General features: G+C 63.4%; 21 protein-coding genes. 9 read left to right on the top strand and 12 right to left on the bottom strand.

All coding sequences use genetic code 11. The annotated features are described in order from the left end of the window. The first annotated feature begins 52 nt into the window (after positions 1–52). Positions 53–2,098, top strand: a complete 2,046-nt coding sequence (locus VFW93_RS06180) for a CocE/NonD family hydrolase (RefSeq protein ID WP_329693114.1) — start codon at positions 53–55, stop codon at positions 2,096–2,098. Positions 2,099–2,174: 76 nt separating this feature from the next. Here the strand turns inward: VFW93_RS06180 and VFW93_RS06175 are convergent, their stop codons facing one another. From VFW93_RS06175 to VFW93_RS06145, 7 genes are all read right to left on the bottom strand, one after another. Beyond that, positions 2,175–2,900, bottom strand: a complete 726-nt coding sequence (locus VFW93_RS06175) for a SprT family zinc-dependent metalloprotease (RefSeq protein ID WP_329693113.1) — start codon at positions 2,898–2,900, stop codon at positions 2,175–2,177. A 3-nt stretch (positions 2,901–2,903) separates the two neighbouring features. Further along, positions 2,904–6,050 carry an HsdR family type I site-specific deoxyribonuclease gene (locus VFW93_RS06170; protein ID WP_329693112.1) on the bottom strand — a complete coding sequence of 1,049 codons (3,147 nt, stop codon included), beginning with the start codon at positions 6,048–6,050 and terminating at the stop codon, positions 2,904–2,906. A gap of 427 nt (positions 6,051–6,477) precedes the next feature. Then, positions 6,478–7,122: a Fic/DOC family protein gene (locus VFW93_RS06165; RefSeq protein ID WP_329693111.1), complete on the bottom strand. Its 645-nt coding sequence runs from the start codon at positions 7,120–7,122 to the stop codon at positions 6,478–6,480. After that, entirely contained in the window at positions 7,119–7,949 is an 831-nt protein-coding gene (locus tag VFW93_RS06160) for a hypothetical protein (RefSeq protein WP_329693110.1), read from the bottom strand. The genes VFW93_RS06165 and VFW93_RS06160 overlap by 4 nt, the downstream gene beginning before the upstream one ends. Further along, positions 7,946–9,142, bottom strand: a complete 1,197-nt coding sequence (locus tag VFW93_RS06155) for a restriction endonuclease subunit S (RefSeq protein ID WP_329693109.1) — start codon at positions 9,140–9,142, stop codon at positions 7,946–7,948. Before VFW93_RS06155 ends, VFW93_RS06160 begins: the two co-directional genes overlap by 4 nt. After that, entirely contained in the window at positions 9,139–11,583 is a 2,445-nt protein-coding gene (locus VFW93_RS06150; protein ID WP_329693108.1) for a class I SAM-dependent DNA methyltransferase, read from the bottom strand. Before VFW93_RS06150 ends, VFW93_RS06155 begins: the two co-directional genes overlap by 4 nt. 39 nt (positions 11,584–11,622) lie before the next feature. Then, complete coding sequence (locus VFW93_RS06145; RefSeq protein ID WP_329693107.1) at positions 11,623–12,435, bottom strand: exodeoxyribonuclease III; 813 nt, start codon at positions 12,433–12,435, stop codon at positions 11,623–11,625. Positions 12,436–12,449: 14 nt separating this feature from the next. Here VFW93_RS06145 and pyrE point away from each other — a divergent pair, with 14 nt between their 5' ends. Together pyrE and VFW93_RS06135 are read left to right on the top strand one after the other, a co-directional pair. Beyond that, positions 12,450–13,127 carry an orotate phosphoribosyltransferase gene (gene pyrE / locus VFW93_RS06140; protein WP_329693106.1) on the top strand — a complete coding sequence of 226 codons (678 nt, stop codon included), beginning with the start codon at positions 12,450–12,452 and terminating at the stop codon, positions 13,125–13,127. Positions 13,128–13,162: 35 nt separating this feature from the next. Next, positions 13,163–13,945 carry a DUF4124 domain-containing protein gene (locus VFW93_RS06135; protein WP_329693105.1) on the top strand — a complete coding sequence of 261 codons (783 nt, stop codon included), beginning with the start codon at positions 13,163–13,165 and terminating at the stop codon, positions 13,943–13,945. On the opposite strand, the gene gatB is transcribed toward VFW93_RS06135, so the two are convergent. Genes gatB through gatC form a run of 4 tightly spaced genes read right to left on the bottom strand, consistent with a single transcriptional unit; the run spans position 13,946 to position 18,112 of the window. Continuing rightward, a complete protein-coding gene (gene gatB / locus VFW93_RS06130; RefSeq protein ID WP_329693104.1) occupies positions 13,946–15,442 on the bottom strand; it encodes an Asp-tRNA(Asn)/Glu-tRNA(Gln) amidotransferase subunit GatB in 1,497 nt (498 codons plus the stop codon). Between the two features lie 5 nt (positions 15,443–15,447). After that, positions 15,448–16,323: a metal-dependent hydrolase gene (locus tag VFW93_RS06125; protein ID WP_329693103.1), complete on the bottom strand. Its 876-nt coding sequence runs from the start codon at positions 16,321–16,323 to the stop codon at positions 15,448–15,450. Next, positions 16,320–17,816, bottom strand: coding sequence for an Asp-tRNA(Asn)/Glu-tRNA(Gln) amidotransferase subunit GatA (gene gatA, locus VFW93_RS06120; RefSeq protein ID WP_329693102.1), 1,497 nt, complete (start codon positions 17,814–17,816; stop codon positions 16,320–16,322). The genes VFW93_RS06125 and gatA overlap by 4 nt, the downstream gene beginning before the upstream one ends. Next, positions 17,813–18,112 (bottom strand): Asp-tRNA(Asn)/Glu-tRNA(Gln) amidotransferase subunit GatC, encoded by a 300-nt coding sequence (gene gatC, locus VFW93_RS06115; protein ID WP_329693101.1) that lies wholly within the window; start codon positions 18,110–18,112, stop codon positions 17,813–17,815. The genes gatA and gatC overlap by 4 nt, the downstream gene beginning before the upstream one ends. Before the next feature lie 156 nt (positions 18,113–18,268). Here gatC and VFW93_RS06110 point away from each other — a divergent pair, with 156 nt between their 5' ends. The 6 genes from VFW93_RS06110 to coq7 all read left to right on the top strand — a co-directional run bounded on the left by VFW93_RS06110 (position 18,269) and on the right by coq7 (position 24,928). Then, positions 18,269–19,312: a rod shape-determining protein gene (locus VFW93_RS06110; protein ID WP_329693100.1), complete on the top strand. Its 1,044-nt coding sequence runs from the start codon at positions 18,269–18,271 to the stop codon at positions 19,310–19,312. Positions 19,313–19,383: 71 nt separating this feature from the next. Next, positions 19,384–20,346 carry a rod shape-determining protein MreC gene (gene mreC / locus VFW93_RS06105; RefSeq protein ID WP_329693099.1) on the top strand — a complete coding sequence of 321 codons (963 nt, stop codon included), beginning with the start codon at positions 19,384–19,386 and terminating at the stop codon, positions 20,344–20,346. Continuing rightward, on the top strand, positions 20,343–20,858 hold the full coding sequence (gene mreD / locus VFW93_RS06100) for a rod shape-determining protein MreD (protein ID WP_329693098.1): 516 nt from the start codon (positions 20,343–20,345) through the stop codon (positions 20,856–20,858). Before mreC ends, mreD begins: the two co-directional genes overlap by 4 nt. Before the next feature lie 25 nt (positions 20,859–20,883). Then, positions 20,884–23,067: a penicillin-binding protein 2 gene (gene mrdA, locus VFW93_RS06095; protein WP_329693097.1), complete on the top strand. Its 2,184-nt coding sequence runs from the start codon at positions 20,884–20,886 to the stop codon at positions 23,065–23,067. Then, positions 23,064–24,218, top strand: a complete 1,155-nt coding sequence (rodA, locus tag VFW93_RS06090) for a rod shape-determining protein RodA (RefSeq protein WP_329693096.1) — start codon at positions 23,064–23,066, stop codon at positions 24,216–24,218. The genes mrdA and rodA overlap by 4 nt, the downstream gene beginning before the upstream one ends. A gap of 44 nt (positions 24,219–24,262) precedes the next feature. Continuing rightward, a complete protein-coding gene (gene coq7 / locus VFW93_RS06085; protein WP_329693095.1) occupies positions 24,263–24,928 on the top strand; it encodes a 2-polyprenyl-3-methyl-6-methoxy-1,4-benzoquinone monooxygenase in 666 nt (221 codons plus the stop codon). An 11-nt stretch (positions 24,929–24,939) separates the two neighbouring features. Here coq7 and VFW93_RS06080 read toward each other — a convergent pair whose 3' ends face one another. Then, positions 24,940–25,362: an OsmC family protein gene (locus tag VFW93_RS06080; protein WP_329693094.1), complete on the bottom strand. Its 423-nt coding sequence runs from the start codon at positions 25,360–25,362 to the stop codon at positions 24,940–24,942. Positions 25,363–25,596: the final 234 nt, after the last annotated feature.

Here is a 25,596-nt window from a genome sequence, read left to right as displayed (position 1 = left end):
TAGTATCTGCAACATCCGCATTCGCCTGACACACACTTCCAACGGAGACGACATGTCCACCTACTCCTCCTTCGCGCTTCGCGGCGTGGCCGCAGCCCTGCTGGCCGCCGGCGCGGCCAGCCTGGCCATCGCCCAGACCACCACCTTGGGCACCCGCAGCAGCACGACGCAGACCAACCCGGCGATCACGAGCAATGCCTCAAGTACCTGGAAGGAATACACCCGCGCCGAGGACCACCCCAACTCGGTGACGCTGCCCCTGCAGTTCATCACCACCTCGCGTGGCGAGAAGATCGCGGCGCTGGTGTCGGTGCCTGCCGATGCCAAGGGCAACCCGGTGCCAGGCAAGTTTCCGGTCATCCTGTCGCAGACGGCCTACCGCATCGACGTTGGTCAGTTGCTGGGCGAGGTCATGGGCACGGGCAACACCTTGCTGGTGGGGGGGCAGGACCCGTTCATGAACAAGCGCGGCTACATCTCGGTGGCCGTCGACGTGCAGGGCTCGGGCATGTCCAGCGGCCGCTCGGAGCTGCTGGGCGAGCTGGAGCAGGCGGGCTACGCCGCAGCGGTGGACTGGATCACTCAGCAGAGCTGGTTCAACGGCCAGTTGGGCCTGGCGGGTACGTCGTATCTGGGCATCACCAGCCTGCTGACGGCCAAGAACCAGCACCCGGCGGTCAAGGCCGTGTTTGCTCAGGTGCCCATGGGCGATGCCTACCGCGGCACCGTGGGTGTGGGCGGTTTGCTCAACGCGCAGTTCATCAGTCTGTGGCTGCCGCTGACACATTCGCTCAGCGTGGCCAACGGTGCGGCCATCGACAAGTACCCGCAGTTTGCTGACCAGATCACGGCGGCCAACCAGCAGCACCTGGAGTCGATCGACAGCTGGTACCTGCCGACGGTGGACAACTCGCTGCAGGGCACCACCGGGTATGCCACCGACGACGGCAACTTCTGGTCGCTGCGTTCGCCCATCGAAGGCGCCTCGAAGATCAAGGTTCCCACTTTCATCGTGGGCAGCAACAACGACATCTTCCAGCGTGACGAGCCTCTGCTGTACGAGCAGATCAAGCGCAACGCCAACACCAAGCTGGTGGTGCTCAAAGGCAGCCATATCGGCGCTGTGCTGGCGGGGGCATCCGGGGCGGACACGATCCTGGCCAAGGGGGCACCCAAATCGGCATCGCTGATGCTGCAGTGGTTTGACCAGTACCTCAAGGGCATGAACACCGGAGCGGCGACGCTGCCCAATGTGACGCAGTACGTCGAGGGCTACGGCGCCCTGGGCAGCACGCGGTATGCACGCGCCACCGATTGGCCGCACCCGCAGATGACGCCGCAGCGCTATTACCTGCGCGCCGACAAGAGCCTGAGTCTGACCAAGCCCGGGCTCATCGAGAAGTCGGCTGGCACCGTGAGCGAGCCCACCCCGGCGGTGGTCGAGTACGCCAAGAGCGACAGCGGCAAGGCGGTCAACGCCAAGGTCACGATCAACGACGGCAGCGATTGCTCGAGCAGCTACGAACAATGGACGCTGGGCATGGCCGGCCTGCTGCCCAAGGCCTGCTACACCAACAGCAACACGGTCGAGCGGGCTCAGAAGGCGCTGATCTTCGAAACCGCGCCCATGACCAGCGACATGTACATCAACGGTCCGATCCAGGCCGACATCTGGATGTCGACCAATCGGACCGAGGCGGCTGTGGCCGTGCGCGTGGATGTGGTCGATATCCTGGGCAAGGCCACGCCGATCTCCACCGGCCTGCAGGCGGCCAGCCACCGTGCCGTCGACACCAGCCGCTCGCGCTTCGTCAAGGGCATCATGATCCAGCCGTGGCATCCGTTCACCGAGGCTGCACGGCTGCCGGTGGTGCCTGGCCAGGCCATGCTGGTGCCGGTCGAGGTGTTCCCGGCGGCTGCCGTGGTGCGCAAGGGGCAGCGCCTGCGCGTGGCCATCAGCGCCAGCAACCAGGCTCAGGGCGTGTGGTCCAAGCCGCAGGAAGCCAAGGCAGTTGGCGGCACCACCATGCTCTACAACGATGCCTTCCGGCCGTCGAGCGTGGTGCTGCCGGTGGTGCCTACCAGTGCGTTGAACTGAACTGATCTGATCTGATCTGAGGCGATTCACCAGGCCCCGCAAGGCAATCCGGGTTGCGGGGCCTGGTCTTTGAGGTTCAAATCCCCAAGGGCAAGGCATTCAATTCTTTACGCGCCTCACGCCATTGCGGCCAGTGCCTGTCCAGCAAAGCCACAAAGCGGTCGTTGTGGGTGGGCTCCAGCAGGTGCAGCATTTCGTGTACCACCACGTATTCCACCAAGTCCTTGGGCTTTTTGACCAGCTCGGTGTTGAGCCGGATGTGACCCGCGCGGTGGTTGCAGCTGCCCCATTTGGTCTTCATGCGCTGCAAAAAGTAGCCTGACACACGCACACCCAGCTTGGGCTCCCATTGCGCAATCAGTTTTGGCACCAGGCCATGCAGCAGTGATTTGTGCCAGGCGTGTATCACCTCGGCGCGTTTGGCCAAGTCATGCTCAGGCCGCACGGTAAGCGTGATGCGCTTGTGGTCGAGTTTCACGCAGGGCTTGGCATCGGCCACTTGCACCGTCATCAAATGGCGACGACCCCACAACTCGTGGCTTTCGCGTTCACGGAACTGACGCGGCGCCTCACGCGCTTGAGCTTTCAAGGCCGCTTGTTGCTGGCGTATCCAGACCAGTTTTGAGATGGCATAGGCCCTCGCTATCTCTGGGCGGGTGTTCTCGGGCGCCACCAGCGTCACCCGCCCCTCGGGCGGATGCACGGTCAGGTGCACGTTCTTCACGCGCTTGCGGACCAGGCTGATGCGCAGGGCTCCCAGCACGATCTCTTCGAGGGGTGTGGTGTTGTGCGTGGTCTCCACCGCTCAATACCCTGGTTGGTTCTTGATGATTTCGAAGATGGCCAGTGTGGCGGCCTTGTTCTTCTTCATGACGGGGAAGATGGCATTGAGCACCTGCGCCTCGCGAGCTGGGTCGCCCTTCCAGCCTGCGGGGGCTTTGTCGCGGATGGCTTTGTCCAGGCTCAGCGCCAGGCTCAGGAATTCGTCGCCATACGTGGCCGGGGGCTCTGCTGCCAGGTGGTCTGCCGTGGAGTTGGCCGCCTCAGCCGCCATCAATACCCCGGGCAGGTTGTTGTAGAGCACCGTCGCTTCTTTGTTGCCACGCAGGGCAGCTGGCAACTGATCGCTGTCAGCACCACCCTTGCCACCCAGTTGCTTGGCCAGCGCTTCGGCCTTTTTCAGAAACTCAGCATAGCTTTCGGTGTCGTGCCGCTGTTGCTGGATCAGGTCTTCCAGCAGCTTGCTCATGTGCTCGTAGAACTTGGGGTCGGTCAACTGGTCGCGGATGATGGTCTTGCGGACGTTGTTGATGATGCCTTCGGCGATCGCATTGTTTGATAGCTTGCCCTTCTCATTGAGCTTGCGGGCAATGGCATCGTGGATGCCCGTTTCAATGATCAGCTCGGTCAGCGACAGCGAACTCAAATTGCCCAACACATCCGCCGGGTCGGCCTGGATGTAGGTGTTGATGAGGTGGCGCATGTCGGCCTCGAAGGGCTTGGTGTCCAGCTCCTCACCCGCGTGGTTCTTGATGGCCGCGCGCAGCTCGGTGTAGAAGACGGTTTCTTTCTCGAAGGCGTCGATCTGCGTGGCGCTGTAGCCTGCTTCTTCCAGGTTCTGCGCCAGGTCGGCGTAGGCCCGCACATAAGCTGCCACCGCCTTGTAAAAGGCAATGCGCAGGGGCTCGGTGTCGTTCAGTGCGGCCGCATCGCACGCGCTGCCGCAGAAGTAGTGAATGTGCTGCTCGATGCCCTGCGGCTGTTTGACCGGCGCACACAGGTAGATCAGGGCCTCGCGGGCCGCGTCCAGCTTGGTGCGGCCTTCTTCGCGCCAATCCTTCACGGTCAAATCGGCGCCTTCGCCGCAGCTGTCGGTGTCCAGTTCGTCAGAGGTGTACACGGCCAGGGCCTTCTGTACGTTCTCCAGCGACTCTTTGTAGTCAACGATGTGGCCGTAGTCCTTGTCTTCGCCATCGAGGCGGTTGGTGCGGCAAATGGCCTGGAACAGGTTGTGGTCGCGCAGCTCGTTGTCCAGGTAGATGTAGGTGCAGCTGGGCGCGTCAAAGCCCGTCAGCAGCTTGCTCACCACGATCAGCAGCTTCAGGTTGGCGGGCTCTTCAATGAAACGCCGCTTGGCCTCGGTTTCGTACTGGGTGGTGGTTTGCCCCGGCTTGAGCACATGCTGGGTGTAGGTGTCGAATTTGTAGCGCTCGTCGCTGTCTTTGGGCTCTTGCGAGATGGCGTTGTGGTTGGGCTCGAACGAGGTGATGATGCCGCAGAGCTTGCCAAAGCTGGTGCCCTGAAACTCTCGGAAGTAGTGGCAGGCGTCGTAGATGGATGCGGCCACCAGGATGGCCGTTCCCCGGTCGTTGTTCAAACGGGGGCGCACGCCAAAGTCGTGAATGATGTCGGCCATGATGCGCCGCTTGCGCTCGCCTGAGCTCATCAGCTCTTCCATGGTGGCCCAGCGCTTGCGCAGCATGGACTTTTGGTAGTTGTTCAAACCCTTGGCGGCTTTTTCAAACCAGTCGTCTACCGCCTTGGGTGAGGTCAGGCGCTGGGGCACGGCGCGGGCCTCGTACTTCAGGTCCAACACCACCTTGTCGGCCACTGCCTCGTTGAACTTGTAGGTGTGGATGAAGGTGCCAAACACCTCGCGCGTGGTTTGCTTGTCGCGACGCAGCAGCGGCGTGCCGGTAAAACCAATGAACACGGCGCTGGCCAGCCACCGCTTCATCTGCTTGTTCATGTCGCCGCCCTGGGTGCGGTGGCATTCGTCCACGAACACATAGAAGCGGCCCGCCAGGCGGGGCGGCTCATCCTTCAGGTCAGCGGCGTCGATCTTGTGGATCAGCGCGCACATCAGCCGTGGCGAAGGCGCGCCCAGCTTGTCCAGCAAATCGCGGCGCGACAAGATGCGTGGCGACGGGGCTTCAGCCCCAATCACCCCGGCGTTGCGCATCACGCCTTCGATTTGCTTGTCTAGCTCATCGCGGTCTGTCACCACCAGGATGCGGGCGTTGGGGTCGTGCTCCAGCAGCCACTTGGCCAACAGCACCATCAAGATGCTCTTGCCGCTGCCCTGGGTGTGCCAGATCACGCCGCCCTCTTGGCGCGCCAGGCGCTCTTGTGCGGCCTTCACGCCCTCGTACTGGTGCAGGCGCGGCACCTTTTTCTGGCCGCCATCAAAGATCACGAAGTTGCGGACCAGATCGAGCAGCCGGTGGGGTGTCAGCATTTGCAGCAAGGGGGCATCCAGCAAAGCGCCTTCGGCCAGGTTGGGATCACCTTCAACGTTGGCGGCTGGGTGGTGCTTCCACTCCACAAAGAACTTCTCGGGCGTGCCGGTGGTGCCGTAACGCAGGCCTTGCGAATCGCTGCCCGCCAGCACCAGTTGCACGGTGCTGAAAAAGCCCAGGTTGAAGATCTCTTCCTGGTTGGTGATGAGTTGGCGGATGCCATTGGCCACGTCCACCGAGCTGCGCTTGAGCTCCAGCACCACCATGGCGATGCCGTTGACGTACAGCACGATGTCGGGTCGGCGCTCGTGCCCGCCTTTGAGGGTGACCTCTTCGGCCAGGGCAAAGTGGTTGTTGTTGGGCGTGGCCCAGTCGATCAGGTGCACCGTGTCGTGCGGCACGCCTGCGGCCACCTGCACCGGCACGCCATAGCGCAGCCACTGGTAGGTGCGCAGGTTGGCCTGGTACAGGGTGATGCCGGTGGCATCGGCCGCTGCCATCAGCTTTTGCAGGGCTTGGGCGATTTGCACGGGCGAATAGCCGCGCTGTTGCAGGTTGGCGCGCAGCAGATCGGGCTCGATGCAGCGGTTGCCCTCGCGCTTGCCCCAGTCGCCCAGGTTGGCGTAGCCCAGGCCGCCCGCGCTGGTGGGGGCCGTGAGGCGGGCGACGACGCGGTTTTGGGTGACCCGTTCAGGGCGCAGGGCGGGGGGCATGGCTCAGTCCTTGAGGGTGGTGGGCAGGCTGACTTGCCCGGTAACTTGCACGGTCACTTGCCCGGTGAGTGGGTCGCTGACTGGGTCGGCAACTGGTGCGGTGACTGGGTCGCTGACTTCGGGGGTGACTTCGGGGGTCACATAGGGGGTGAGTTGTTGGGCTACTTGCGGGGTGACTTGGCGGGTGACTTGCGGGGTGATCCGCCATCCCCCAAATTCAGCCCCAGCAAAGCATGAAATGTCGATAAAATTCACAGACTTACCTCGCACACCCACCGCATGCCCAAATCCACAGCGCCCCAACGCAAAACACCCAGCCGTAAAGCCGTGCTGCGGTCTGTGGCCAGCTCCACGGCTGTCGAAACAGGCCAAAGCGTTGTGCTGTTGGAGCAAAGGTTGAAGCAGCCCACGGTACGGTTTCCCCACATCAAGCTGGCCCGCTGAGGCTGGCATCGCCAGCGGCCATGGCCTGGTCCACAAACTGGCGCATGGGGCCGTAGTTGCCCGAAATCCCGGCGTGAATCGCACCAATGTAGGCCGGCTTGTTTTGCTCCCAGCTGGAATAGTCCAGCGGTTCGTGGCCTGCCTGCACAGCCATCACATCCGCCAGCAGGCGTGACAGGCGCCCGTTGCCCTCGCGGAACGGGTGAATCAAGATCAGCTCCACATGCGTCACGGCGATGGCGTGGGCCACCTCGTCTGGGGCCAGCTTGTCGCAGGGTGTCCATGTCGCAAGGCATTGCCGCTCGAAATCGCGCAGTAAACCCGGCAGCAGCCCGGCGGTGGCGAACTGAAAGCCGCCCTTGCCCAGGTTCACCGAGCGTTCCTGCCCTGCCCACGCATACACATTGCCCAGCCACAGGTGATGCCAGTGCTTGAGGTCAGCCACCGTCAGGGTGCGGTCTGGCAGGTTGTGCAGCAGCACCTCGTCGTACAGCTCAAGCAGCAGCCGCAGCTCCAGGGCGTCCATGTCATCCGGTGACGTGATGCCCACCAAGTTACGCAGCACCAGTCTGTTCGAGGCGGGCTCGAACTCGCCTTCGGGGCCGTTGACCTGGTAGCGTTCGCTCATCGTCCATTCACCTTCGCGCTGTCAGATGGGTGACCAAGGCTGATGGACTCGACAGTCGCGAGAAATTGCACCGCCAGTTCGTATTTGCGTTGAGCGGTGGCACCAGCATTTGCCTGCAGCGCTTGCAGCTTTGTTTTCAATGCTTGGTAGGTGGGGCCCTGAGACTCTTTTGCCGAAAGAGCCCAGTTCAATGCCAGGATTGCATCACCCGACAATTGAGTTGTTATGTCTTCCTTAAGCGGAACAGGTGTTGCGGGCACCACGATGTGTTCGAACATGGAGCGCTCACCAACGCCATAAACTTGGTCGGGCCGTTGGATGAGTCGGTCGGGGCGGTCTGCAAACAGCATTGCTGCGCCCAACCAGTCTTGAGCACCCTCCAATTTGACTGCCTCAACGATGGGGCGGCCAGCGAAGATATTCAGTTCTGGGTAGATGAACACGGGGCCTTCGCTGACGCCTGCTCTGAACGGTACACCTCTCAACAGCAAGCTACCCAATTCAGCGCACAAGTTCCAAAGAAATGATCCTGCGGTACCGACGAACTGCTCGGGCTCCAAGCCGTCGAGCGGATCGCTCCAAAGCAGCAGGCAGTCGCTGAACTGTGCAACACCGGGTTTGAATTCTTGAGTTGTTACCCCGCCATCTGGGCTGGTGCTGTGGACTCGGTGAGTCCATTGCATGGCCCTACCCAAGCGGAAGATGTTTCCCACCAATGCAGAAGGTTGCTGCGAAAGCGCAGCTTGGCTGGCGCCCAGGATGTCCACGAAGGCCACGATGCGATTGCGACTTTTCGGCCCGTCTTCATTGGTGACGTTTTCATTCATATCAGGCGCGTCCTTCCTGTCAACAACTCCTGCATCATGCCTTGCTTGATGGCGCGGGTTTTGATGAGGCGGGATTCGAGGGTGGCGAGGTCGGCCTCCATGTTGGAGAGGACGATGGCGATGGCGGTTTGTTCTTCGATTTTTGGTATGGGTATCAAGTACTCGGCGCGAACGACACTTGGATGAGCTTTTGACTGATAGTCGAAGGTCTTCTTCCCGTGCTCGAATTGAAGCTGCGCAGCCAGATACCTATAGTTCAATCGCATTGAGTCTGCGCGCATGTAGCCACACACATTCGTGACTGAAAAACGGTGCTTCGATCTATAGAAGAAGTTGCCTCCGCCATCTACCGACCAAGTAATCAGTTCCTCGTCAAACATGAAGTTTCCATATCGGCCAAACTCACCATCGTTTTTGACGGAAGATGAGTAGATCGGGCAATCGCCTGGCGTTGCGTCAATGTCTTTCTTTGATATGACGTTTCCTCGGCCTAGCCGTAGAAGGCCAAGTTTTTCAAGTTCGGCCACCCGGAAGTAATCCCACTCCCCACTGAACCCCGGCAGGCGGGTTTGGCCGGTGAGTAGTTGCTGCATCGCGGCCTGTTTGATGTCGCGCTTCTTGGCGATCAGCCGCTCCAGCCCGGCGATCAGGGCATCGACGTCGGAGAGGGTGGTGGCGATGGCACGTTGTTCGGCGAGCGGGGGCATGGGGACTGATGCCGCCTTGAACGCAGTGTTGGTGATGTGCACTTGTGTGCTGCCCACCATGATCTGATTCATCAGCTTTCGGTACCACTGCGTATTCGACAGTTGGGACAGGTACGACGGATCAAGCTCATCGTTCAACTTGAAGCCGTAAACGCCCTGCGCCAAGAGCCATCGCTCAGGGTCACGAATCCGCACTATCAAACCAATACTTGGCCCACTTGGGACCAAGTCACGGAGGACAACAACCGTGTATTGCTCATCGATTTGATTGGTTCGATGCGCGTTGGCATAGTCATGCGAGCAGTACTGCAAGTCCTTCTCGGTGACATCCAACCAACCAGTTCGTCCCACTGCCCCTTTGGGCAGAACCTTCACACCGTCTTTTGTGAAGTCATTGGGCTTGAGCGGGGCACCGCCACGCATCTCCACGATCACCGTGGATAGTGGTTTGATTGGCCAGTCGGGCGTAGTTGAAGTCAAACTCATGCCACCCCCATGCGCTGTAAATGCGCCCCCACCTTGGCCGACAGCGCCGCCACCTCATCCACCAGCCCCGGCAACGGCACGGCATACCGCTCCGCCAGCTCCCGAATCCGCCGCGTCAGGGTCTGGCTCACGCGTTCCAGTTCACCCTGCACATCGGCATTCATGCGCGCCAGCCATTTGTCGTTCACCACCAGCTGCTGAATCTCGGCCACGCTCAGTTGGGCGTAGTGGTCATGAGCCAATTGGTCGAGTTGCGCGTCCAGCTCTTTCACGTGTTTTTTCAAGCTGGCCTCATCGCTGCTGAGCTTGAGCCATTCGTTCAACACTTTCAATTCCAGTGCGCTGTTGTCATCTTGTTGCGGGTCGGCCTTGACTTCTCTGATGCGGTCTTTCACCGCTGCCGCGTTGATCTTGTCGAAGCCGGCAAACACGGCGCCTGAGCCATCGTCGCCACTGTGTTCTTCTTCCAGTTCGGTGATGGCGCTGCTGGTGGCGTCCAGCTTGGCTTGTTCGGCGTCCAGCGCGGCTTGTTGGGCGGCAAAGTAGCGCGCCACCATCAAGGCCTTGGGCACCAGGTCGCAGGCCCAGCCTTTGTCTTTTTTCTTGCCTTTCTTGTCGGTCTCGATGATGCGGGTGGGCTTGGCCACCCAGCCGTCTTGGGCCACGGTGTAGGCGTCGTCTTGCATGGCCTGCGCCCAGAAATCCATCAGGTGTTGGTACACGCTGTAGGCGTCCACCAGCGGGGCGGGTTTGAAGGTGGCCAGCAGGTCTTCAGACAATTGCTCGATGAAGGCTTTGGGGTGGTCGCCCACCTGCAGGCCCTTCATGCGCGGTTCGTTGCGCGCTTGCCAGGTGGCAAACAGTTGGGTGGCGCTGGCCTGAAAGGCGATGAACTCTGCGTGGCCCAGGATGGCGGCTTTGACCTCGGCCACGGGTTGCTGCAGCTGGCTGTAGCCTTCGCGAAGCGGTGCAAACAAGGTGGCGCGCAGCGTGGGCATGACCTGCCAATACGGGCCCAAGGTGCTGCCCGCGCCAAACAGGTCGCGGTCAGGGATGCCGCCGCTCAGGTGGGCGCTCAGGTCTTGGATGTCTTCTTGCTCGCTGCTGTCGATGTAGCGGGGCAGGTTGAGGTTGTGATCGTTCTTGTCGCTGGCGATTTCGCTCAGCGGCACCATGCGGGCATAGCCCGGCACATCGGCCATCTTCTGGAACACATCGACGATGCGGTGCAGGTCTTGCTCGCGCAGGCGGTTCTTGTTGCCGTCTTTGATGAAGCCTTTGCTGGCGTCGATCATCATCACGCCCTTGCGTGCGGATGCGTTCTCTTTGTCCAGCACCAGGATGCAAGCTGGAATGCCGGTGCCGTAGAACAAGTTGGCGGGCAGGCCGATGATGCCTTTGAGGATGCCGCTGTTCAGCAACTGCTTGCGGATCACGCTTTCTGCATTGCCCCGAAACAGCACGCCGTGCGGCAAGATGCACGCGGCTTTGCCGGTGGCCTTCATGCTGCGCACGATGTGCAGCAGGTAGGCGTAGTCGCCCTGTTTGGCGGGGGGCTCGCCCCAGGTGAAGCGCTGGTAGGGGTCGGTGGCGGGGGTCAGGCCGGTGGTCCAGGCCTTGTCACTGAAGGGCGGGTTGGCGACCACGTAGTCGTAGGTGCGCAGTTGTTCGCCATCTTTGAACTTCGGGCTGGCCAGGGTGTTGCCGCTCACGATGTTGGCCGTGGGGAAGTCGTGCAGGATCATGTTCATGCGCGCCAGGCCGGCGGTGGTCACGTCCTTTTCCTGGCCTTCCAGCGTGATCTTGTTGCCGGCCTCGGCGGCCACCTTCAGCAGCAGCGAGCCTGATCCGCAGGTGGGGTCATAGGCGGTGGTGCTGGCGCGGGTGTTGGCGGGCGAGATGCCAATGACTTTGGCAATGACGCGGCTCACTTCAGAGGGCGTGTAGAACTGGCCCTTGCTCTTGCCGCTCTCAGTCGCGAAGTGGCGCATGAGGTATTCATACGCATCGCCCAGGATGTCGTCGTGCTCGGCGCGGTTTTGCGAGAAATCCAGCTCTGGCTTTTGGAAGATGCTGACCAGGTTGCTCAGGCGCTCGACCATCTCGGCGCCGGTGCCCAGCTTCTCGGGGTCATTGAAGTTGGGGAAGTCGCTGCGGGCCAGGCGGCTGTTGGCGTCGATCAGCGGCTGGATGATGTCGGTGTTGATCTTGTCGCCAATGTCGGCCTTGCCCTTGAGGGCGATCATGTCCTTGAAGCTGGCGCCCGGGGGGATGACCACGGGTGGCGCGAAGTCGTCCGAGTCAGCGTACTTGTCGCTGATGTACTTGATGAACAGCATGAACAGGACGTAGTCCTTGTACTGGCTGGCATCCATGCCGCCGCGCAGTTCATCGCAGCTGGCCCAGAGGGATGAATACAGGTCGGATTTTTTGATGGCCATGGGGTGGGGGCTAAGTCTCAGATGGCGCGGGGCGTTTGCTCACACACTGAAGTCGTAATCAATGGTCAGCGGCGCATGGTCGCTGAACCATTGCTCCTTGTACACTGCCGCCTGGCGTGCCGTCTCGGCCAGACCCGGGGTGGCCAGGTGGTAATCGATGCGCCACCCCACGTTCTTGGCGCGTGCCTGGCCCCGGTTGCTCCACCATGTGTAGCACTCATCGGTGGTGTCGGGGTGCAGGGCACGGTAGACGTCGACCAGGCGTGTGTTGCCCGCAGGGTCCAGCAGCCGGGTCATCCAGGCCCGCTCTTCGGGCAGGAAACCGCTGTTCTTGAGGTTGCCCTTCCAGTTCTTGAGATCCGCCTCGCGGTGGGCGATGTTGACGTCGCCCATCAAGATGAACTCGCGCTGACCACGTAGGCGGGCCAGGTGGGGCTCGATCACGTCCAGGAAGCGGAACTTGGCCTCCTGGCGCTCCTCCGAACTGGAGCCGCTGGGGAAGTAACAGCTGATGATCGACAGCGGGCGCCCGGGCTTGTCGAAGCGCAGCTCCACGTAGCGACCTTCGGGGTCGAATTCGCCGCTGCTGTCATGCTCACCCAGCCCCACGATCACATCGGAGGGCTCATGCCGGGTGTACAGGCCCACCCCGGAGTAGCCCTTTTTCTCGGCGTGATGGAAGTGCCCATTCATGCCGGCAAAGGACTTCAGGGGCGCGGGCATGTCATCGACATGGACCTTGAGCTCCTGCACCCCCATACAATCAGCGGCGTGTCCCTCCGTCCAGGGGATCAGTCCTTTGGTGGCCGCCGAGCGGATGCCGTTGAGGTTGAGGGATACCAGTCGAAACACGTTGAGACCTCGTTATGAACAACCCCTCTCCCTCCCATGCCCTGGCCCAGGAGTTCGTGGCCTTTGCAGTTGAGTCCAAGGTGCTGCGCTTTGGTGAATTCAAGACCAAGGCCGGGCGCCTGTCGCCCTACTTCTTCAATGCGGGGCTGTTCGACGATGGCGCCAAGCTGGGTCGACTGGCGCAATTCTATGCACAGCGCCTGGTGGACTCGGGCCTGCCCTTCGACATGCTCTTCGGCCCGGCCTACAAGGGCATCACCCTGGCGGCGGCCGTGTCCATCGAGCTGGCCCGCCTGGGGCACAACAAGCCCTTTGCCTACAACCGCAAGGAGGCCAAGGACCATGGCGAGGGTGGCACCCTGGTCGGGGCGCCGGTGCAGGGGCGGGTGCTCATCATCGACGATGTGATCTCCGCGGGCACCTCGGTGCGCGAGTCCATCGACATGATCGCCGCGGCGGGCGCCACGCCCTGCGGTGTCGCCATCGCCCTGGATCGTCAGGAAAAAGCCACGCTCAATGGGGTCGACTGCGACGAGAGCGCCGTGCAACAAGTCGAACAGCGCTACAAATTGCCGGTTGTTTCCATTGCGAGCCTGGCCGACCTGTTGCAGTATCTGGAACATCAGTCAGATCCGTCGATGGCGTCCTTCCACCCGGCCGTGTTGGCCTACCGTCAGCGTTACGGCGTCTGAGTTGTCCTCTGTCACCCACCAGGAGCTTGTCGTCGATGCCCTTGTCCACACCCCCTCGAGCTGAATCAAGCGCCGCCAAGGTGTCAGCCTGGTGGCTGGGTGGGCTGGCTGTGTGGGTGAGTGTTCAGGCGGCGCAGGCGGCCACGGGCACGTCCTCTTACACCATGCAGGGGGGGATCTACAGCTGTGTGGATGCGCATGGCAAGCGTCTGACATCCGATCGCCCCATTCCCGAATGCCTGGACCGCGAACAGCGCGTGCTCAACAAGGATGGATCGCAGCGCAAGGTGTTGCCCCCCAGGCAGACTCCGCAGGAGCGTGCGGCGGCCGAAGAAGCGCGCCGCCAGAAGGAAACCGCTGAGCTGGCCTACAAGGATGCGGTACGCCGTGACCGCAACCTCATGGGACGCTATCCCCATGAGGCGGCCCACAACAAGGCGCGTCAGTCGGCGCTCGACGATGTGCGCAAGGCCATGGCCTCTTCAGAAAAACGTGTTGCCGACCTGAAGGCCGAGCGCAAGCCTTTGTTGGCCGACGCCGAGTTCTACAAGGGCAAGCCCATGCCCTTCAAGCTGCGCTCGTCCCTGGAGGGCAACCAGGCCTCTCAAGAGGCGCAGCTTGAGATCATCGAAAACCAGCGGGCCGAGATGGTGCGCATCAATGCCCTCTATGACCTGGAACTGGCCCGTTTGCGCAAGCTGTGGGCAGGCGCCGAGCCCGGGTCCATCCCCGATGTGAGCGCCACCCCTGCGGCCTCGGCCGCTTCAGGCGTGGCGGTCAGCAAACCAGGCGTGTCCGCCAGGCCGACGGTCCGCTGATCACCCGCCCAGCTTCTGCTTGAGTCGCTCGTTGACCTGGGCCGGATTGGCCTTGCCCTTGCTGGCCTTCATGCACTGACCCACCAAGGCGTTGAAGGCCTTGTCCTTGCCGGCGCGGAACTCTTCCACCGACTTGGCATTGGCGGCCAGCACCTCATCGATGATGCGGTCCAGCTCGCCGGTGTCGTTCATGGTCTTGAGGCCCTTGGCCTCGATCACGGCATCGACTCGCGCGGTGGCGTCGGCCACCTCGGCGTGTTCACCATTCCACAGCGCATCGAAGACCTGTCGGGCGGCATTGTTAGACACCGTGCCATCACTGATGCGGCCAATCATGGCCGCCAGCACGGCGGCGCTCACCGGGCTGGCGCTGATGTCCTGCTCGCTGGCATTGAGGCGGCGAGAGACCTCACCCATCAGCCAGTTGGAGACCAGCTTGGGCTGAGCACAGGCCTTGGCCGCCGCCTCGAAGAACGCACCAAAGGCTTTGGACTGCGTCATCATCGTCGCGTCATAGGCGGGCAGGGCGTAGTCCTTCTCGAAGCGCTCGGCCATCACGCTGGGCAGCTCGGGCATCTCGCTGCGCACGCGCTCGATCCACTCGGGGGCGATCACCAGCGGGGGCAGATCAGGGTCGGGGAAGTAGCGGTAATCGTGCGCGTCTTCCTTGGTGCGCATGGCGCGGGTCTCGCCCCGGCCGCCGTTGGCGTCTGGGTTGAAGAGTACCGTGGCCTGCTGGATGGCGTGGCCGTCCTCGATCTGGTCGATCTGGTACTGGATCTCGACGTCGATGGCCTGCTGCAGGAACTTGAAGCTGTTGAGGTTCTTGATCTCACGGCGCGTGCCCAGGGGCGCACCCGGGCGGCGCACCGACACGTTGGCGTCGCAGCGGAAGGAGCCTTCCTGCATGTTGCCGTCGCAGATGCCCAGCCACACCACCAGGGTGTGCAGGGCCTTGGCGTAGGCGGCGGCTTCGGCGCTGGAGCGCATGTCCGGCTCGGTCACGATCTCCAGCAGGGGCGTGCCCGCGCGGTTGAGGTCGATGCCGCTGGACTTCTCGCCGTTGAAGCCGACGAAGTCGTCGTGCAGGGACTTGCCTGCGTCTTCTTCCAGGTGGGCGCGCACCAGGCGCACGGTGTGCTCCTGCTCGCCCACGAAGAAGCTCACCGTGCCGCCCTGCACCACGGGGATCTCGTACTGGCTGATCTGGTAGCCCTTGGGCAGGTCAGGATAGAAGTAGTTCTTGCGCGCGAAAATCGAGCGCGGAGCCACCGTGGCACCGACCGACAGGCCGAAGGCGATGGCGCGCTCCACCGCGCCTTTGTTCATCACCGGCAGGGTGCCGGGCAGGGCCAGGTCCACCGGGCAGGCCTGGGTGTTGGGCTCGGCGCCGAACTGGGTCGAGGCGCCCGAAAAGATCTTGGAGCGGGTGGTGAGCTGGACGTGGGTTTCCAGGCCGATGACGACTTCAAAGCCGCGGATCAACAAAGAACTCATGGGGATCAGGCGCCTTGGGGCGCAGGTTGGGTGGGCTGGGTGCCGGGGAGGGCACGGTAGTCGCTGGCATGGTCTTGTTGCCAGCGCTGCAGCAGCTCGTGGTTGTCGTGTTGCCAGGGATGAAAGCCCGGCTTGAAGTAGGCCAGCCAGTGGGGCAGCATGTGCCAGACGATGCCGTCCTTGCCCCACCACATGCCGATCGCACTGCGCCAGGTGCGCCACTTGAAGAGCTGGCGGTCGCGGTGCAGCATGATCGAGGTCTGCACGAAGGTGTAGACAAAAAACTCGAAGGTCACGAACAGGAACATCAGCACGCGCAGCCAGTAGCCGCCGCCGGTGGCCTGGTAGGTGTCGAAGGCCACGGCCTTGTGTTCGGACTCCTCGGCGGCATGCCACATCCAGACCGACTTCATGGTCGGGTCCATCCGCTCGGTCCAGGAGGCGTGGCGCAGCAGGCCGTCGCCCAGCAGGGCGGTGTAGTGCTCGTAGGCCACGGTGGCCGCCAGGTCGGGGCGCGGGGTCTTGTCACCAAAGAAATTGATGACCTTCTGCAAGGTGCGCTCCACCCAGTCGCCATAGCCCAGCTGGATCAGTTGGTCGTTGTACTGCCGGTGCAGGTGGCGATGGGTGGCCTCCTGGCCGATGAACAGCTTGATGTCGCGCAGCAACTCGGCCTGGCCTTGTTGTTCGACCTGCTTGGCGTAGCGCCGCACCGAGTCGATGAAGAACTGCTCACCCACCGGGAACATGAACGACAGGGCGTTGAACACCGTGGAGCGGTAGGCGTCGCCTCCGTTCCAGTAGCGCTCAAAGCCCGTGCTGAGGTCCACCTCCAGGTGGCGCACGGTCATGGTGTCGGTGGTGTGGGCAGCAGCGGTCATGACAGTCCTTGCGGTGCGCGTTGATGCCAGTCGGTGGCCTGCTGGAAGGCGTGTGCGGTGTGCAGCAGTGCACCCTCCTGCCAGTAGTTGCCGATCAATTGCAGCCCGACGGGCAAGCCGTGATCACCCAGGCCGGCCGGCACGCTCATGCCGGGCAGGCCGGCCAGCGAGGCGGGCAGCGTGAAGATGTCGGCCAGGTACTCGGCCACCGGGTCTGTCTGCGAGCCGATGGGGCGCGCCACCGTGGGGGCCACCGGGCCGGCGATCACATCACAGGCCTTGAAGGCGGCCTGGAAGTCGTCGGCGATCATGCGGCGCAGCTTCTGGGCCTGCAGGTAATAGGCGTCGTAGTAGCCGTGCGAGAGCACATAGGTGCCGATCATGATACGGCGCTTGACCTCGGGGCCAAAGCCTTCGGCGCGGGTCTTGCGGTACATGTCGGCCAGATCGCCGTACTGCTTGGCGCGGTGCCCGAACTTGACACCGTCGAAGCGGCTCAGGTTGGACGAGGCCTCGGCCGGGGCGATGATGTAGTACACCGGGATGGACAGCTCGGTGCGCGGCAGGCTGACGTCCACCAGGGTGGCGCCCAGTTGCTGCAACTGGGCCAGGGCGGCGCGGGTGGCTTCCAGCACGTCGGCGCTGACGCCGGCGCCGAAGAACTCTTTCGGCACGCCCACGCGCAGGCCGGCCAGAGGCTGGGCCGCGGTGGCGCCCGCGCGCGGCGCCTTGAGGCTGCCGACCCAGTCGGGCACGGCTTGCTGAGCGCTGGTGGCATCGCGCTCGTCGAAGCCGCTCATGGCCTGCAGCAGCAGGGCGCAGTCCTCGGCATTGCGGGCCATCGGGCCGGCCTGATCCAGGCTGGAGGCGAAGGCGATCATGCCGTAGCGCGAGCAGCGGCCATAGGTGGGCTTGATGCCGGTGATGCCGGTCAGGGCGGCGGGCTGGCGGATGGAGCCGCCGGTGTCGGTGCCGGTGGTGGCGCCCACCAGGCGCGCGGCCACGGCCACGGCCGAGGCGCCCGAGGAGCCACCGGGGATGCGCTGGGTGTCCCAGGGGTTTCGGGCCACGCCATAGGCGGAGTTCTCGTTGGAGCCGCCCATGGCGAACTCGTCGCAGTTGAGCTTGCCCACGCTCACGGCGCCAGCGGCCTTGAGCTTGGCCACCACCGTGGCGTCAAAGGGGCTCTGGTAGCCGGTCAGGATCTTCGAGGCTGCCGTGGTGGGCTGGCCTTGCGTGACGAAGATGTCCTTGTGGGCGATGGGCAGGCCGTCGAGCGCGCCCAGGGCCTGGCCGGCGGCGCGCCTGGCGTCCGCAGCGCGTGCGGCGCTCAGGGCGCCGTCGGTGTCGATATGCAGGAAGGCGCCCAGGTGGGCGTGGGCGTCAATGCGCGCCAGGGCGTGGCGGGTCAGCGCCTCGCTGGTGGTCTGGCCGCTGGCCAGCTGCGCGCTGGCTTGTGCCAGAGTCAGGTCATGCAGGGCAGGGGCACTCATTCGATCACCTTGGGCACAAGGAAGAGGCCGGCTTCGCGGGCCGGGGCGTTGGCCATATTGGCCTCGCGCTGGTCGGATTCGGTCACCACGTCCTCGCGCAGACGCAGCGTCACGTCTTCGATGGCCGACAGGGGGGTGTAGAGGGGCTCGACACCGGTGGTGTCGACCGCACGCATTTTTTCGACGATGTCGAAAAAGCCGTTGAGCTGGTCCAGCATCGCGGCGCGTTCGTCTTCACGCAGGTCCAGCCGGGCAAGCTGGGCAATGCGGCTGACGTCACTGGAGGTCAATGCCATGGTGTTGCAAGAGTGACAGTAGGTGATACAGGGGGTGTCCGCACCGGAGAAGGGCGGGTCATAAGGTATTATCTTAGGTTATCCATCACCCCCCGCAGCTGGTGGTTCGCGCTGCAGCGTTGTTGCGTCACTCCCTGGTTGCCGGAGCAGCATTCCATGTTCGGAACATTCCGTCGTTATTTCTCGACCGACCTGGCCATTGATCTGGGCACTGCCAACACGCTGATTTACGTGCGTGACAAGGGCATCGTGCTCGACGAGCCGTCGGTTGTCTCCATCCGCCACGAAGGCGGCCCCAATGGCAAGAAGACCATCCAGGCGGTCGGCCACGAGGCCAAGGCCATGCTGGGCAAGGTGCCGGGCAACATCGAGGCCATCCGCCCGATGAAGGACGGCGTGATCGCCGACTTCACCGTCACCGAGCAGATGCTCAAGCAGTTCATCAAAATGGTGCATCCGCGCTCGATGTTCAAGCCGAGCCCACGCATCATCATCTGCGTGCCCTGCGGTTCGACACAGGTCGAGCGCCGTGCCATCCGCGAGTCGGCGCTGGGCGCCGGCGCCTCCGAGGTGTACCTGATCGAAGAACCCATGGCCGCGGCCATCGGCGCCGGCCTGCCGGTGTCGGACGCATCCGGCTCTATGGTGGTGGACATCGGCGGCGGCACCACCGAAGTCGGCGTCATTTCCCTGGGCGGCATGGTCTACAAGGGCAGCGTGCGCGTGGGCGGTGACCGCTTCGACGACGCCATCATTGCCTACATCCGCCGCAACTACGGCATGCTGATCGGCGAACCCACCGCCGAAGCGATCAAGAAGAACATCGGCTCGGCCTTCCCCGGCAGCGAAGTCAAGGAAATGGAAGTCAAGGGCCGCAACCTGAGCGAAGGCGTGCCGCGCAGCTTCACCATCTCCAGCAACGAGATCCTCGAAGCCCTGACCGACCCGCTGAACAACATCGTCTCGGCCGTCAAGATGGCGCTGGAGCACACGCCGCCCGAGCTGGGCGCCGACATCGCCGAGCGCGGCATGATGCTCACTGGCGGCGGCGCGCTGCTGCGCGATCTGGACCGCCTGCTGGCCGAAGAAACCGGCCTGCCGGTGCTGGTTGCCGAAGACCCGCTGACCTGCGTGGTCCGCGGTTGCGGCATGGCCCTGGAGCGCATGGAGCGCCTGGGCAGCATCTTCACATCGGAATAAACCACCCTTGTCGTGACCACAGGCGCCCCTCAAGATGGCGCCTGTCGTGTTTTGGGAGCTGACACGCCGCCATGCCGTTGGCCACGCTGGACCGAACGCCACCGCCCTTCTTCAAGCAAGGGCCGTCGGCGTTCACACGTCTGATGTTCTTCTCGGCGCTGGCGGTCTTCCTCATGGTGGCCGACGCGCGCTGGAAGATGACCCAGCCCCTGCGTGCCGTGGTGGCCACGATGCTGCAACCCGTGCAGGAGGTGCTGATGGCACCCGCACGCTGGTGGGACACCGCCGGGCACTACTTCTCGGGCCTGGATGCGGCCAAACAATCTCAACTGGCGGCGCAACGCCTGGTGGCCCAGCAATCGGAACGCGTGATGCGCGCTGACCAGCTGGAGCGCGAAAACGCCCGCCTGCGTGGCTTGCTGGCATTGCGCCCGCGCATCGAGGTGGCCAGCATGGCCGCTGAAATCCTGTATGACGCGCCGGACCCTTTCACCCGCAAGGTCGTGATCGATCAGGGCAGTGCCAGCCGCGTCGTGCTGGGCGCGCCCGTGATCGATGAAGCCGGTGTGCTCGGCCAGGTGACGCGCGTGTATCCGCTGACCTCTGAAGTCACGCTGGTGACCGACAAGGACGCGGCCGTGCCCGTGGTCAATGTGCGCACACAGCAACGTGGTGTGGCCTACGGGACACCACAGGCGCATGGCATGGAGTTGCGCTTCATGGCCGGCAACGCCGACGTGCAGGTGGGCGACGTGCTGCAAACCTCAGGCCTGGATGGCGTCTACCCGGCTGGGCTGCCCGTGGCCAAGGTGCTGCAGGTGGACCGCCGCGCTGACTCGGCCTTTGCCCGCATCACCCTGGCACCGACCGCCAATCCGGACAGCACGCGCCATGTGCTGCTGCTCGAGCCCACGGCCAGCAAGATGCCGGAGCGCCCGGCCGATGCCGCAGCATCCGCCTCTGCGGTGGACGCCTCGGGCCGACATGGCAAGGGTCACCATGCCGCCAAGGCGGCCTCGGGAGCCAAGCCATGATGCCCCGTGGCAGCGAACTGCTGTTGCCCGTCAACCCCTTTTTCATCTGGTTCTCGCTCTTCCTGGCCTTGAGTCTGGACATGCTGCCCTGGGGCCGCGTGGCCGGGGTGCCGGACTTCCTGGCCGTCGCGCTGGTGTTCTGGAACGTGCACCAGCCCCGCCGAGTGGGCGTGGGCTCGGCCTTCGTGCTGGGCCTGATCATGGATGTGCACCAGGGCGCCTTGCTGGGTCAACACGCATTGGCCTACACGCTGCTGAGCTTCTTTGCCATTACCGTGCACCGCCGCCTGCTGTGGTTCACGGTGGCCTCTCAGGCCGTGCAGATCGTGCCCTTGTTCGTGGCGGCACATGCGGTTTCGCTGCTGGTGCGCATGATCGCCGGTGCGGCTTTCCCCGGCTGGGGGCTGGTGGTGGCGCCCTTGCTGGAGTCGTTGATGTGGCCGCTGGCGTCTTTCGTGCTGCTGGCGCCGCAACGCCGCGCGCCTGACCGCGACAAGAACCGGCCATTGTGAGTCGGACTGCATCCGGGCGCCCCGCATGACCGAACTCAAGAACCTCGAGCAGGAACTCAGCCGTTTCCGGGCCCGCCTGTGGGCGGCGGCCGGCTTCGTGCTGTTCTGTTTCGGCTTGCTGGTGTTTCGCCTGTACGTGCTGCAGGTCGTGCGTCATGATGACCTGGCCACCCAGGCCGAGAACAACCGCATTGCCGTGGTGCCCATCGTGCCCAACCGGGGGTTGATCGTCGACCGCCATGGCGTGGTGCTGGCCAACAACTACTCGGCCTACACGCTGGAGATCACGCCCTCCAAGGTGGACGATGTCGAGGCCACGATCGAAGCCTTGTCGCACATCGTCGATATCCAGGCCCGTGATCGCCGTCGTTTCAAACGCCTGCGTGAAGAATCCAAGAGCTTCGAGTCCATCCCCATCCGCACGCGTCTGACGGACGAGGAGGTGGCGCGTTTCACCGCTCAACGCTTCCGGTTCCCTGGGGTCGATATCCAGGCGCGCCTGTTTCGCCATTACCCCTATGGTGAGCTGGCCAGCCACGTGCTGGGCTACATCGGCCGCATCAACCAGAAAGAAGCTGATGCGATGGACGAATGGCCCGATGAGGAGTTGGCCAACTACCGTGGCACCGAATACATTGGCAAGTTGGGCATCGAGCAAAGCTACGAGCGCGAGTTGCACGGCATCACCGGCTTCGAAGAGGTCGAGACCAGCGCGGGTGGCCGAGCGGTGCGGCGTTTGCGCTCCAACCCGGCGACGCCCGGCAACACCGTCCACCTGTCGATCGACATCAAGCTGCAGGCCCTGATCGAGCGCCTGTTCGGTGATCGCCGCGGCGCCCTGGTGGCCATCGATCCGCGCAACGGCGAGGTGCTGGCCTTCGTGTCCAAGCCGACCTTCGACCCCAATCTGTTCGTGGACGGCATCGACAGCGAAAACTGGAAGGACCTCAACGAGTCGCCGGACAAGCCATTGCTCAACCGCGCGCTGCGGGGTACGTATCCACCCGGGTCCACCTACAAGCCCTTCATGGCGCTGGCAGCCTTGAACACGGGCAAGCGCAGCCCCAGCACCGTCATCATGGACAACGGCTTCTTCATGTTCGGGGGCCACAAGTTCCGCAGCCCGGAGAACGAGCTGGGCGGGGCGATGGACATGCGCCGCGCCATCGTGAAGTCCAGCAATGTGTACTTCTATTCGCTGGCCAACGAACTGGGCGTGGACCTGATTCATGACCAGATGGCCCCGCTGGGGTTCGGTCGCCTGACGGGCATCGACCTCAAGGGTGAGCTCACGGGTATCCTGCCGTCCACCGAGTGGAAGCGCAATGCCTACAAGCGTGCCGAGCAGCGTCGCTGGTATGCCGGGGAAACCATCTCGCTGGGCATTGGCCAGGGCTACAACAACTTCACCATGCTGCAGATGGCCACGGCCTTGTCCACGGTCGTCAGTGACGGCCAGCGCTACCAGCCGCGTGTCGTCCGTGAAATCGAAGATGTGCTGACCCGCCAGCGCCGTGTCAGCTCCAGTCAGGCCCTGACGCCTGTCGTCTACAAGCCGGAGCACACCGCCTTCATCCGTGATGCCATGTTTGGCGTGACGCAGGAAGGCACCTCCACCCGCGTGTTCATGGGCGCCGGTTATCAGAGTGGTGGCAAGACCGGCACGGCCCAGGCGGTGGGCTTGCGGCAGAACGAAAAGTACGTGGCGTCCAAGGTGGACGAGTACAAGCGCGACCATTCGCTGTATGAAGCCTTTGCCCCGCTGGACAAGCCGCGCGTCGCGCTGGCCGTGATCGTCGAAAACGCCGGGTTTGGCGCCGAAGCCGCAGCGCCCATCGCCCGCCGTGTGCTGGACTATCTCCTGATGGACGTCTACCCCAGCGAGGAAGACATCGCCGCCGTACAGCTCGGCAAGGCGGCCAGCCCGATCGGCGTGCCACGCAAGGCCTCGGCCATGCCGCTGCCCCGCGGCCTGGATGCCTTTGGTGCGGATGTGCCGACCGTGCCGGATGGCGCGGCGTCGGCAGCTTCTGCCCCTGCTGCTGCGTCGTCGGCTTCCGCGCCCGCTTCGGTCGCCAGGTCAGCCTCGGCTCCCAAGCCGCCAACGGCGCCTGCATCAGACAGCACCGCCAGTGTGCCGGTGCTGGCCCCCGCATCTCGTCCACAGACCAGCGCGGTCAGCCCCGCCGCATCGAAGGAGCAGCCATGAGCGTGGCCTTTGACAAACCTTCCTGGTGGCAGCGCATCAAGCCCGTGTTTCAAGGCTTCGATCTGCCCCTGATCTGCATCGTGGTCTTCATGTGTGGTCTGGGCCTGGTCAACATGTACTCCGTGGGCTTTGACAACGGCTCGCGTTTCATCGATCAGTCCCGCAACATGATGCTGGCCGGGCTCATGCTGTTCCTGGTGGCGCAGGTGCCGCCGCAACGTCTCATGGCTCTGGCTGTGCCGCTGTACACGGTGGGGGTGATCCTGCTGGTGGCCACAGCCTTGTTTGGCATCACCAAGAAGGGCGCCACGCGCTGGCTCAACCTGGGCATGGTCATCCAGCCTTCCGAGATCCTGAAGATCGCCATGCCTTTGATGCTGGCCTGGTGGTTCCAGCGCCGCGAAGGACAGTTGCGTGGCCTTGATTTCGCAGCCGCCGGGGCGCTGGTGCTGTTGCCGGTGGCCTTCATCCTCAAGCAGCCGGATCTGGGTACCGCCATGCTGGTGATGTCGTCCGGACTTTACGTGATCTTCTTTGCCGGGCTGAACTGGCGCCTGATCGTGCCCGTACTGCTGGTCGGGGCCGTGGGTGTGATCCTCATCGTGTCTTACCAGGCGCAGTTGTGCCAGCCCGGCGTGAATTGGGTGGGCTTGCATGACTACCAGAAGAACCGTGTCTGCACGCTGCTGGATCCCACCACGGACCCACTGGGCAAAGGCTTCCACATCATCCAGGGCATGATCGCGATCGGCTCGGGCGGGGTGATGGGCAAGGGCTTCATGCAGGGCACGCAGACCCACCTGGAATTCATCCCTGAGCGCACCACCGATTTCGTTTTCGCCGCCTATGCCGAAGAGCATGGCCTGGCTGGCGGCGTCACCCTGATGGTGGGCTTCCTGGCGCTGATCTTCCGGGGGCTGGTGATCGCGGCGCAGGCGCCCACGCTGTTTTCGCGCCTGCTGGCCGGCGCCATTTCCTTGAGCTTCTTCACCTATGCCTTCGTCAACATGGGCATGGTCAGTGGCATCCTGCCCGTGGTGGGCGTGCCGCTGCCCTTCATCAGCTACGGGGGCACGGCCATGGTCACACTGGGCCTCGGGCTGGGCATGTTGATGTCCATTGCCAAGAGCCGGGGGCTCATGCAGCGTTGAGCCTGCGCAAGCGCCGTGTTGGCTTGCGGTACTACCATTCGCCTATGAACGCTCCTTCCTCTACCTCTTCGTCGGCCATCCGTCATGACGGCATGGACCGCCTGCTCATGTCCTTCGACACGGCCCTGCGCACGGTGTTTGCCGAGCACACGGCGGCGCGCCCTTGCCCGCAAGCTGCGGCAGAGGGCACGACCTTGAGTGCAGAAGAAAAGCGCCTGTCAGCCGCGCTGATGCGGGTGAACCACGTGGGCGAGGTGTGCGCGCAGGCACTGTACGCTTCGCAGGCCTGGGGCACGGACAGCCCGGTGCTCAAGGCCCAGTTCGATGCGGCGGCGCGCGAAGAAACCGACCACCTGGCCTGGACGGAGCAACGCCTCAAGGAGTTGGGCAGCCGCACCAGCTTGCTCAACCCGCTCTGGTATGCCGGCGCATTCGGCATCGGCTTGCTGGCCGCCAAGGCAGGTGACAAGATCAGCCTGGGTTTCGTCGTGGAAACCGAACGCCAGGTGGAGCACCACCTCAACAGCCACATGGACCGCCTGCCCGCAGGGGATCAGGCCTCCAAGGCCATCGTGGCTCAGATGCGCGACGACGAAGTCGCCCATGCCAACGCGGCCTTGCAGGCCGGGGGCGTCGAGCTGCCCAAGCCCGTACGTGGCCTGATGAAACTGGCCGCCAAGGTCATGACCACGGCGGCGCACCACATCTGATCCGCAGGGGATCAGGCCGCAACGATCTCGAAGCTGGTCGTGATCTCGGCGGTCTTGCCGATCATGATCGAAGCCGAGCAGTACTTCTCGTGCGACATCTGGATGGCGCGGGCCACGGCGGTTTCCGTCAGGTTCACACCGGTCACCACGAAGTGCATGTTGATCCTGGTGAAGACCTTGGGATCCGTTTCGGCACGGTCGGCCGTCAGCTTGACCTGGCAGCCGCGGACGTCATGGCGGCCACGCTTGAGGATCAGGACGACGTCGTACGCCGTGCAACCCCCGGTGCCCGCCAGCACGGTTTCCATGGGACGGGGGGCCAGATTGCGGCCACCGCCCTCAGGCGCACCGTCCATGTTGATGATGTGACCGCTGCCGGTTTCAGCCATGAAGGCCATGCCGGAAGCGGGTTGCCAGTTGATCGTGCATTCCATGTGATGTGTCCTTGCGCGCCAGGGAGGGAAGCTGGCGAAATGGGCTCGTGATTGGGGCTCGTATTGGGCTCGCATTGTGCCTCGGGCGAACCCTTGCGTAAAAACATCACGGCAGATACAATTTGTTTCAGCCGCGTGGAACTTTTCGAATTTTGAGGCGTCCCACACGTGCTTGTTTCGTTTGTCTCCTCCACTCCTCCTTTTGGTGGAATATTCAAAACCCGAGATCACCGT

The sequence above is a fragment of the Aquabacterium sp. genome, assembly GCF_036279675.1.
In the GTDB taxonomy this organism is placed as follows: Bacteria; Pseudomonadota; Gammaproteobacteria; order Burkholderiales; family Burkholderiaceae_C; genus Aquabacterium.
The sequence above is the reverse complement of the archived record's forward strand: the minus strand, read 5'-3'. Positions and strand labels throughout refer to the sequence as shown.